This is a genomic window from Streptomyces sp. NPDC090442 (assembly GCF_044769405.1).
Classification (GTDB): Bacteria; Actinomycetota; Actinomycetes; order Streptomycetales; family Streptomycetaceae; genus Streptomyces.
On the sequence record NZ_JBIVXW010000138.1, the window covers coordinates 1 to 9,952 of the forward strand.

The 9,952-nt window shown below is 69.4% G+C and carries 9 protein-coding genes; 4 read left to right on the top strand and 5 right to left on the bottom strand.

Features of this window, described 5'->3' with window-relative positions; genetic code table 11:
* Positions 1 to 567, bottom strand: a 567-nt coding sequence (locus ACIQU6_RS42925) for a Clp protease N-terminal domain-containing protein (RefSeq protein WP_403487874.1), incomplete at its 3' end; no start/stop codon positions are given.
* Positions 568 to 760: 193 nt separating this feature from the next.
* Between ACIQU6_RS42925 and ACIQU6_RS42930 the strand changes: the two genes are divergently transcribed.
* The 3 genes from ACIQU6_RS42930 to ACIQU6_RS42940 all read left to right on the top strand — a co-directional run bounded on the left by ACIQU6_RS42930 (position 761) and on the right by ACIQU6_RS42940 (position 2,704).
* Positions 761 to 1,342 carry a Uma2 family endonuclease gene (locus ACIQU6_RS42930; RefSeq protein WP_403487876.1) on the top strand — a complete coding sequence of 194 codons (582 nt, stop codon included), beginning with the start codon at positions 761 to 763 and terminating at the stop codon, positions 1,340 to 1,342.
* A gap of 42 nt (positions 1,343 to 1,384) precedes the next feature.
* Positions 1,385 to 1,789 carry a pyridoxamine 5'-phosphate oxidase family protein gene (locus ACIQU6_RS42935; RefSeq protein WP_403487878.1) on the top strand — a complete coding sequence of 135 codons (405 nt, stop codon included), beginning with the start codon at positions 1,385 to 1,387 and terminating at the stop codon, positions 1,787 to 1,789.
* A 510-nt stretch (positions 1,790 to 2,299) separates the two neighbouring features.
* Entirely contained in the window at positions 2,300 to 2,704 is a 405-nt protein-coding gene (locus ACIQU6_RS42940; protein ID WP_403487880.1) for a hypothetical protein, read from the top strand.
* 94 nt (positions 2,705 to 2,798) lie between these two features.
* Here ACIQU6_RS42940 and ACIQU6_RS42945 read toward each other — a convergent pair whose 3' ends face one another.
* The 4 genes from ACIQU6_RS42945 to dnaK are packed head-to-tail and all read right to left on the bottom strand — an operon-like array spanning position 2,799 to position 7,034.
* The gene (locus tag ACIQU6_RS42945) at positions 2,799 to 3,254 is read right to left on the bottom strand and encodes a heat shock protein transcriptional repressor HspR (protein WP_403487882.1); all 456 of its coding nucleotides are present in this window, start codon (positions 3,252 to 3,254) and stop codon (positions 2,799 to 2,801) included.
* Position 3,255: 1 nt separating this feature from the next.
* A complete protein-coding gene (gene dnaJ / locus ACIQU6_RS42950) occupies positions 3,256 to 4,443 on the bottom strand; it encodes a molecular chaperone DnaJ (protein ID WP_403487884.1) in 1,188 nt (395 codons plus the stop codon).
* A 45-nt stretch (positions 4,444 to 4,488) separates the two neighbouring features.
* Positions 4,489 to 5,175: a nucleotide exchange factor GrpE gene (gene grpE, locus ACIQU6_RS42955; protein WP_403487886.1), complete on the bottom strand. Its 687-nt coding sequence runs from the start codon at positions 5,173 to 5,175 to the stop codon at positions 4,489 to 4,491.
* Positions 5,172 to 7,034 carry a molecular chaperone DnaK gene (dnaK, locus tag ACIQU6_RS42960; RefSeq protein WP_403487888.1) on the bottom strand — a complete coding sequence of 621 codons (1,863 nt, stop codon included), beginning with the start codon at positions 7,032 to 7,034 and terminating at the stop codon, positions 5,172 to 5,174. Before dnaK ends, grpE begins: the two co-directional genes overlap by 4 nt.
* Positions 7,035 to 7,369: 335 nt before the next feature.
* On the opposite strand from dnaK, the gene ACIQU6_RS42965 reads away from it, so the two are divergent.
* The gene (locus tag ACIQU6_RS42965; protein WP_403487890.1) at positions 7,370 to 9,640 is read left to right on the top strand and encodes a (Fe-S)-binding protein; all 2,271 of its coding nucleotides are present in this window, start codon (positions 7,370 to 7,372) and stop codon (positions 9,638 to 9,640) included.
* The last annotated feature ends 312 nt before the right edge of the window (positions 9,641 to 9,952 follow it).

Sequence of the window (9,952 nt, forward strand, 5' to 3'; positions counted from 1 at the left end):
CCGGATCTCCTGATCCCGACCGATCACCGGATCCAACTTGCCCTCACGCGCCGCCGCGGTGAAATCCGTACCGAACTTCTCCAACGCCTTGTAGGTGCCCTCCGGATCGGCGTTGGTCACCCGCTGGCCGCCGCGGCTGGCCTCGAAGGCGGCGAGCAGCTTCTTGGCGGTGGCGCCCTGCTGCTCCAGCAGCTCACCGGTGCGGCCGCCCTTGGCGGCGATGCCGATGAGCAGGTGCTCGGTGGAGATGTAGGCGTCGCCCAGCTCCTTGGCGCGCTGCGCGGCGTCCGCGATGACGGCCAGCAGCTCGCGGTCCGGCTGCGGCGGGGCCACGGTCGTGCCCTGGATGCTGGGCAGCCCGGCGAGCTGCCGCTCGGCGCCGGAACGGAGCTGGGCGGCGTCCGCCTCGACGGCCGCCAGCAGATCCATGATGTTCTCGTTGTCCTGCCCGGCGAGCAGGGCGAGCAGGAGGTGCGCGGACGTCATGTCCGCGTGCCCGGCGGTGACCGCCCGCTCATTGGCGGCGCTCAGCGCCTCTCGGCTCTTGTTGGTCAGCTCGGCGTCCACGTCTGCCTGGTCCTCCTCGTGCGTCCGGCGCTCCGCGCGCTCCCCTATCCAATCCTGCCTTGCGCAACATGCGATAAGTTGAGTCTACTCCACTCAAGTAAATCGCTCACGCTTACGAGTGAAGATCCGACCATCGGCCTCATCCCGCTGGTGGGGCCCGTGACACTGGCCTTCGACCACAAGGAGGTGCAGCATGACGGCTATGGCACACGAGCCGATGGCCACGGACAAGGAAACCCTCCTGGACTTCTTTCTCAGCCTGGACACCCCTGAGGGGTTCCGGGCCGAGCTCGTCGAGGGGGAGATCGTTGTGACACCGCCGACGGACGGCGACCACGAGGACTACCTGAGCGTCATCGGCACGCAGGTAACCCGAAGGTCCGCAACCGACATGCAGATCTCGGGCTACAAGGGACTCGTCCTTTCCAGCAGCGAAGACCAGCCCACGGACCACGTGATCCCCGACGCCACCATCGCCCCGTACGCGTTGCGCCTCTTCCGGGGCGCACCGCCGTGGATGCCCAGCGACGGCGTCGCCATGGTCGTCGAGGTGACGTCGAGCAAGCCCCGGAACGACCGCGAGGGCAAGAGGTACGCCTACGCCCGTGCCGGTATTCCGCTCTACCTCCTCGTCGACCGCGACACGTCGGCGGTGACGCTGTTCGGCGAGCCTTCCGGCGGAGACTACGGGGGCCACACCACCGTCCCCTTCGGCAAGCCCCTCCCCCTCCCCGCCCCCTTCTCCTTCGACCTGGAGACGGCCGAGTTCGTGTGACCGGACGGGGGCCGCTCTCCGGCCCCCAACTACCCTGGCCCCATGGCCCACGACCTGAGCGCACTGCCCCCCGAGTACCTCGCCTTCTGGGACGAGCACCTCATGTCGACCCTCACGACGCCGCGGGCCAACGGCACCCCGCACGTCGTCCCGGTCGGCGTCACCTACGACGCCGGGCAGCGGATCGCGCGGGTCATCACCCGCAAGGACAGCACCAAGGTCAAGAACGTCCTCGCCGCCGGCGCCGACGGGGCGCGGGTGGCGGTGTGCCAGGTGGACCGCCGCCGCTGGGCGACCCTGGAGGGCGTCGCCCGGGTGCGGACCGACGCGGAGGCGGTGGCCGACGCCGAGCGCCGGTACGCCGCACGGTACGGCCGGACCCCGTCGCCCAACCCGGACCGCGTGCTGATCGAGATCGCGGTGACCCGGGCCCTCGGGCGGGCCTGAGCGCCCCCGCCGACGCGCGCCCCACCACCCGGCGCGCCCGCGCACCACGCCCCGGTATCGGCCGTATGCCCGCCGACACGCCTGGCCGGTACGGGTACCGGGCGGCCCGGCCCGCCCACCAGGTCCGGACCTGGCCGAAACCGGACCGTTCAAGTCCGCTCCCGGGCCCCCAACTGGTACTCAAGAACGGCAGGAACCGAACACCTCCGCACATCCGTGAGCGGCATCGGACCTGTCCCGGGCAGAAAAGACGGCAGTGGGAGGCCGCATGGCGTCGGCACTACGCAGCACGACGACCGTTCCGCGCCCGCTGCCCAAGAAACGCACCGGGCGTCCCCGCCCGTCCGCCGAGAACTGCCCGCGCTGCGGCGGGCAGTTGGCCGTGAATCAGGACGGCTGGAAGATCTGCCACGCCTGCGGATATGCGTCGCCGCCCGGCGCCGCCCCTCCACCCCGGGCCCTTCGCGGGGGTATCGTCGCCCCCACAGTCGCCACGCCCCGGAGGGCACGATGAACTCGGTCCGAGTGACGGCGATCGCCTGCCTGATGCCGCTGTCCGAGCTGGACGAGGATCCGTTCCTGGTCGATGACCGCAGCCAGCACGCCATGTGCAAACAGTGGGCGGCAGCCCGTGACTACCGCCTGACCTGCCAGCTCAGCCTGCACCAACTGCGCGCCGACCACAGCGCGCTGTGGCACGACGTCGAGAAGGGCCTGGTCGACGTGTTCGTCGCGCCCAACCGCCGGGCACTGGAGTACGCCATCAACGGCGCCGACGAGTTCACCGAACGCTGCGCGGCGGCCGGCATCCGACTGGAGACCGCCGACCTGGACGAGCCGGTCTACACCCTGGCGATGAAGTCGCGGGTGCACCGGCGGCTGTCGATGCCCACCGCGGGCTACAACGGCTGCTGATCACAGGGGAGTTGGACGGGAACCGCCCGATGGGAACGCGCGAAGGGCCGGGGTGGCTGCGCCACCCCGGCCCTTCATCGCGTCGAGCGCGCCGTCACTCCGACGACCGCTTGGGCCGCCAGACGACCAACGCGCTGGTCTGCTGCACGTCCTGGTACGGCACCAGATCGCGGCGGTACGAGGCGTGCACCGCCGCCTCCCGCTGCCGCATCGTGCTGGCCGCGCCCTCCAGGGCGCCCTGGAGCTCGGCGACCCGCTGCTGGAGCGCCGCGACCTGGTTCTCCAGCTCGATGATGCGCTTGATGCCGGCGAGGTTGATGCCCTCCTCCTGCGACAACTGCTGGACGGTGCGGAGCAGTTCGATGTCGCGGGCGGAGTAGCGGCGGCCCCGCCCGGCCGTACGGTCGGGCGAGACCAGCCCCAGGCGGTCGTACTGCCGCAGGGTCTGCGGGTGCAGGCCGGAGAGCTGGGCCGCGACGGAGATGACGTACACCGGCGACTCATCGGTCAGTTCATACGGGTTACGACGCTGCCCGCCCCGGCTGTCCATCTCATGCTCCCTTCGCGGCCTGGAACAGCTCCGCCCGCGGGTCCGGGCCCGCGGTCGCCTCGCGATAGGACTCCAGCGCCTGCCTGGCCTGGTCGCCGAGGTCCTTGGGAACGACCACCTCTATGGTGACCAGCAGATCACCACGGGTGCCGTCCTTACGGGTCGCGCCCTTGCCGCGGGCCCGCATGGTGCGTCCGTTGGGCGTGCCGGCCGGCAGCTTGAGCGTGACCGGCGGGCCGCCCAGCGTCGGCACCTTGACCTCGCCGCCGAGCGCGGCCTCCGGGAAGGTGACCGGCACCGTGACGGTGAGGTTGTCGCCCTTGCGGCCGAAGACCGGGTGGGCCTCGACGTGGACGACCACGTAGAGGTCACCGGCCGGGCCGCCGTGCTCGCCCGGGGCGCCCTTGCCGCGCAGCCGGATGCGCTGCCCGTCGGAGACGCCCGCGGGGATGCGGACCTGCATCGTGCGGGCGCTGGACGCCCGGCCGCTGCCCTTGCAGATCTCGCAGGGCTCCTGCGCGATCAGGCCGCGGCCCTTGCAGTCGGCGCACGGGTCGGTGAGCGAGAAGCCGCCGCCCGCGCCCCGGCTGATCTGGCCGGTGCCGACACAGGTCGGGCAGACCCGCGGCGTACCGTTTTTGTCGCCGGTGCCCGAACACGCCTTGCAGGGCGCCTGGCTGGACATCCGCAGCGGGACCGTGGCCCCGTCGACCGCCTCGGTGAAGCTGAGCGTCACCTCGGACTCGATGTCCTGGCCGCGGCGCGGCTGCGTGCGGGTGCCGGTGCCGCCGCGGTTGAACAGGCCGCCGAAGACGTCCCCGAGCCCGCCGCCGAAACCGCCGGCACCGGAACCGGAACCGGAGCCGCCCGCGCCCCCGGCGCCCCCGAAGAGGTCGCCGAGGTCGAAGTTGAAGCTCCCGCCCCCGCCGGGGCCGGGCCGGAAGCCGCCGTTGCCGAACAGCGCCCGGGCCTCGTCGTACTCCTTGCGGCGCTTGGCGTCGCCGAGCACGTCGTTGGCCTCGGAGATCTCCTTGAAGCGCTCCTCGGCCTTGGCGTCGCCCTTGTTGGCGTCCGGGTGGTTCTCCCGGGCCAGCTTGCGGTACGCCTTCTTGATCTCCGCTTCGGTGGCGTCCTTGGGGACGCCGAGGACCTTGTAGTAGTCCTTCTCCACGAAGTCCTTGGTGCTCATCCTCGACGTCCCTCCTTCCGGACGGTTCTCGTTCCGGCCCGCACGTCAGCCCTCGTCCGGGCCACCGTTCTCCTTGTCCGCGGCCTCGGCACCCTCGGCTCCCTTACCGCCCTTGGCGCCCTTGGACTCCTCGTCGGAGGCCGACTTGGCGCCCTGCGCACCCGGCTGCGGCTCGGCGACCGCGACCCGCGCGGGGCGGATCGTGCGCTCACCGATGCGATACCCGGGCTGCAGGATGGCGACGCATGTCGTCTCCGTGACATCGGGCGCGTAGGAGTGCATCAGCGCTTCGTGGATCGTCGGGTCGAAGGGCTCGCCCTCCTTGCCGAACTGCTGCAGACCCAGCTTGGCCGCCACCATCTCCAGCGATTCGGCCACCGACTTGAAGCCGCCGACCAACTCGCCGTGCTCCCGGGCCCGACCGATGTCGTCGAGCACCGGCAGGAGCTCGGAGAGCAGGTTGGCGACCGCGATCTCCTTGACCGACACGCGGTCCCGCTCCACCCGGCGGCGGTAGTTCTGGTACTCCGCCTGGAGGCGCTGGAGGTCGGTGGTGCGCTCGTTGAGAGCGGTGCGCACCTGGTCCAACTGAGCCGTCAGACTTGCGTCCTGGACGTCCCCGGCCGGGGCCGAGCCCGCCTTGTCGGCGGACTCGGCCGGTGCCGCGTCTTCGGGGGCGGCATCGGAAGGGACGTCGGGCTTCTCCTCGAAGCCCGGGGTCTCCTCCGTCACGCCGCACCGTCCTTCTTGGGCTTCTCGTCGTCGACGATCTCGGCGTCCACGACGTCGTCCTCGGCCTTGGCCTGCTGCTGACCGCCGGCCTGGGCGCCCTCGGCACCGGCCGCGCCCTGGGCCGCCTGCGCGTCGGCGTACATGGCCTGGCCCAGCTTCTGGGAGACCGCGGCGACCTTCTCGGACGCGGTCTTGATCTCGGCCGTGTCCTCGCCCTTGAGCTTCTCCTTGAGCTCGCCGACGGCGGTCTCGACCTCGGTCTTGACCTCGGCGGGCACCTTGTCCTCGTTGTCCTTGAGGAACTTCTCGGTCTGGTAGACCAGTTGCTCGCCCTGGTTGCGGGTCTCGGCGGCCTCGCGACGCTGGTGGTCCTCCTCCGCGTAGCGCTCGGCCTCCTCACGCATGCGGTCGACCTCGTCCTTCGGGAGCGACGAACCGCCGGTGACGGTCATCTTCTGCTCCTTGCCCGTGCCCAGGTCCTTGGCGGTCACGTGCATGATGCCGTTGGCGTCGATGTCGAAGGAGACCTCGATCTGCGGGACGCCGCGGGGCGCCGGCGGCAGGCCGGTCAGCTCGAACATCCCGAGCTTCTTGTTGTACGCCGCGATCTCGCGCTCGCCCTGGTAGACCTGGATCTGCACGGACGGCTGGTTGTCCTCGGCCGTCGTGAAGATCTCCGAACGCTTCGTCGGGATCGTGGTGTTGCGCTCGATCAGCTTGGTCATGATGCCGCCCTTGGTCTCGATACCGAGGGACAGCGGGGTGACGTCCAGCAGCAGGACGTCCTTGACCTCACCCTTGAGCACACCGGCCTGGAGGCTGGCGCCCATGGCGACGACCTCGTCCGGGTTGACGCCCTTGTTGGCCTCCTTGCCGCCGGTCAGCTCCTTGACGAGCTCGGCGACGGCGGGCATCCGGGTCGAGCCGCCGACCAGGACCACGTGGTCGATCTCGGACAGCGAGATGCCGGCGTCCTTGATCACGTTGTGGAACGGGGTCTTGCAGCGGTCGAGCAGGTCCGAGGTGAGCTGCTGGAACTGCGAGCGCGTGAGCTTCTCGTCCAGGTGCAGCGGGCCCTCGGCGGAGGCGGTGATGTAGGGCAGGTTGATCGTCGTCTCGCTGGACGAGGACAGCTCGATCTTCGCCTTCTCGGCGGCCTCGCGCAGGCGCTGGAGCGCCATCTTGTCCTTGGCGAGGTCGACGCCGTGGCCGTTGTTGAACTGCTTGACCAGGTAGTCGACGACGCGCTGGTCCCAGTCGTCACCACCGAGGTGGTTGTCACCGTTGGTGGCCTTCACCTCGACGACGCCGTCACCGATCTCCAGCAGCGACACGTCGAAGGTGCCACCGCCGAGGTCGAAGACGAGAATGGTCTGGTCTTCCTTCTCCAGGCCGTAGGCCAGGGCGGCGGCGGTGGGCTCGTTGACGATGCGCAGGACGTTGAGGCCCGCGATCTCACCGGCCTCCTTGGTGGCCTGGCGCTCGGAGTCGTTGAAGTACGCCGGGACGGTGATGACCGCGTCGGTGACCTTCTCGCCGAGGTAGGACTCCGCGTCCCGCTTCAGCTTCTGCAGGATGAACGCAGAGATCTGCTGCGGGTTGAAGTCCTTCTCGTCGATGTTGATCTTCCAGTCGGTGCCCATGTGGCGCTTGACCGACCGGATCGTCCGCTCGACGTTGGTCACCGCCTGGCGCTTGGCGACCTCGCCGACCAGCACCTCGCCGTTCTTGGCGAAGGCGACGACGGACGGCGTGGTCCTGGCGCCCTCGGCGTTGGTGATGACGGTGGGCTCACCGCCTTCGAGAACACTGACGACGGAGTTAGTCGTGCCCAGGTCGATGCCGACCGCACGTGCCATTTCGATTCCTCCAGCTAACTTGAGTGGAACAGGCTCAAGCGTGCAGCACCCGAGCGAACCTGTCAACAGACCTGAGTCAGAGCCACTCAACTTTTATGGGGCGCTTGTCCTCACCAGACCCTTCGGGAGGACGCCGGCGCCCGCGCGACGGTTGCGTGCGCGACACAGATCACCGGCCGGGCGGCTTCATGGGGCCCGGAATACTGGGTAACCTCAGCGCAGACCCGAAAAGTTACCGCTTAGTAGTTCCGCTCAGATCCCGGCGGCCCGGCCGCTTCCGATCACGCGGAGCGCCTTCAGATTTCGCCCGCTCTCGCAGGTTCGAGGAGCCTCCCATGCAACTCGCCGCGATCATCGTGTCGCTGGTCCTAATCGCGGTCGGCGTCGCGCTGTTCGGCCGTGCCATCCTGCAGATCTTCCGCCAGGTCCGACTCGGCCAGCCCGTGCCCGCCGGCACCCGCACCGACGAGCCCGTGCAGCGCACGGTCACCGTGGCCAAGGAGTTCGTCGGCCACACCCGGATGAACCGCTGGGGCGTCATCGGCGTGGCCCACTGGTTCGTGGCGGTGGGCTTCCTGTCCCTGCTGCTGACGATCGTCAACGCCATCGGGCAGCTCTTCAAGGCCGACTGGATCCTGCCGGTGATCGGCAACTGGCTCCCCTGGGAGCTGTGGGTCGAGGGCATGGGCACCCTGACGACCGTGGGCATCCTCGTCCTGATCGCCGTCCGGCAGCTCAACCGGCCGGGCGGCGCGGGCCGCAAGTCCCGCTTCGCCGGCTCCAACACGGGCCAGGCGTACTTCGTCGAGGCCGTCATCCTCATCGTCGGCATCTGCATCGTGTCGCTGCACGCCCTGGAGGGCGCCCAGCACGGCGTCGACCACTACGAGGCGGCGTACTTCGTCACGTACCCCCTGGTCGCGGTCTTCAAGGGGCTGAGCCTGGGCACGCTGCAGAACCTCACCTACTTCTTCGCCGGTCTGAAGATCGCGACCTCCTTCATCTGGATGATCACGGTCGCCCTGAAGACCGACATGGGCGTGGCCTGGCACCGCTTCCTGGCCTTCCCCAACATCTGGTTCAAGCGCGAGGCGGACGGCGGCACGGCGCTCGGCGCGCTCCAGCCGATGGTCTCGGCCGGCAAGCCGATCGACTTCGAAGACCCGGGCGAGGACGACCAGTTCGGCGTCTCGCAGATCGAGCACTTCTCGTGGAAGGGCCTGCTGGACTTCTCCACCTGCACCGAGTGCGGCCGCTGCCAGTCGCAGTGCCCCGCGTGGAACACCGGCAAGCCGCTCTCCCCCAAGCTGCTGATCATGTCGCTGCGCGACCACGCGCACGCCAAGGCCCCGTACCTGCTCGCCGGCGGCGGCAAGGACGCGGAGGGCACCGAGAAGGCGACCGAGGAGCAGCTCAAGGACGTCCCCGCGGCCGCCCTCGCCGAGGCCGAGCGCCCGCTGATCGGCACCCTCGAAGCGAACGGCGTCATCGACCCGGACGTGCTGTGGTCCTGCACCACCTGCGGCGCCTGCGTCGAGCAGTGCCCGGTGGACATCGAGCACGTCGACCACATCGTCGACATGCGCCGCTACCAGGTCATGATCGAGTCCTCGTTCCCGTCCGAGGCGGGCACGATGCTCAAGAACCTGGAGAAGAAGGGCAACCCCTGGGGCCTGGCCAAGAAGCAGCGGCTGGCCTGGACCAAGGAGGTCGACTTCGAGGTCCCGGTCGTCGGCAAGGACGTCGAGGACCTCACCGAGGTCGACTACCTCTACTGGGTCGGCTGCGCCGGCGCCCTGGAGGACCGCGCCAAGAAGACGACGAAGGCGTTCGCCGAGCTCCTCCACATCGCGGGCGTGAAGTTCGCGATCATGGGCGGCGACGAGGCGTGCACCGGTGACTCCGCCCGCCGCATGGGCAACGAGTTCCTCTTCCAGCAGCTCGGCCAGCAGAACGTCGAGGCCCTGAACATGGCCTTCGGCGAGGACGGCGAGGACGAGTCGACGAAGAAGCCCAAGTCGTCGAAGAAGATCGTCGCGACCTGCCCGCACTGCCTGAACACCCTCGGCAACGAGTACCCGCAGCTCGGCGGCGACTACGAGGTCATCCACCACACGCAGTTGCTCCAGCACCTCGTCGACGAGGGCAAGTTGATCCCGGTCACCCCGGTCGAGGGCCTGATCACCTACCACGACCCGTGCTACCTGGGCCGCCACAACAAGATCTACACGCCGCCGCGCGAGATCATCGACAAGGTCCCGGGCCTGCGGAACGAGGAGATGCACCGCCACAAGGAGCGCGGCTTCTGCTGCGGCGCCGGTGGCGCCCGGATGTGGATGGAGGAGCGGATCGGCAAGCGCATCAACGACGAACGCGTCGATGAGGCCCTGTCGTTGAACCCCGACATCGTCTCCACCGCCTGCCCGTTCTGCCTGGTCATGCTGACCGACTCGGTCAACGGCAAGAAGAACGACGGCAAGGCCAGGGAATCCGTCCAGGTCGTCGACGTCGCCCAACTGCTGCTGGACTCCGTCAAGACGCCGATGGACCCGCCGGCGGGCGACGAGGAGACGGCGGGCACGCCGGAGCCGGCCCCCGCGAAGTGAATTGACGGCGTCCCGGACGCCGGAGCGTTGACGGCCGGCCCCCCTTGGGGGCCGGCCGTTTCGCTGCGCGGGGCTGTCGGGTGCGGCCTTCTGCCGGTGGGCCAACCCGGGCCTCTGGACCGAGTGGTGACCGGCGGGGGACCACTCACCTCAGCCCCAGCTCACCTGATTTCCACCCCTCAACGGGAGGGGGCGGGCCTCCGGGGGTGGTGTGTCGGACGTAAAGCGAAGCAGTCCGGCCCCCCCCCCCCCCCCGGGGTGGGTAGAGACACACCGATGAAAAACAGAAAAAACCGGGATGGTGGGTTGGGG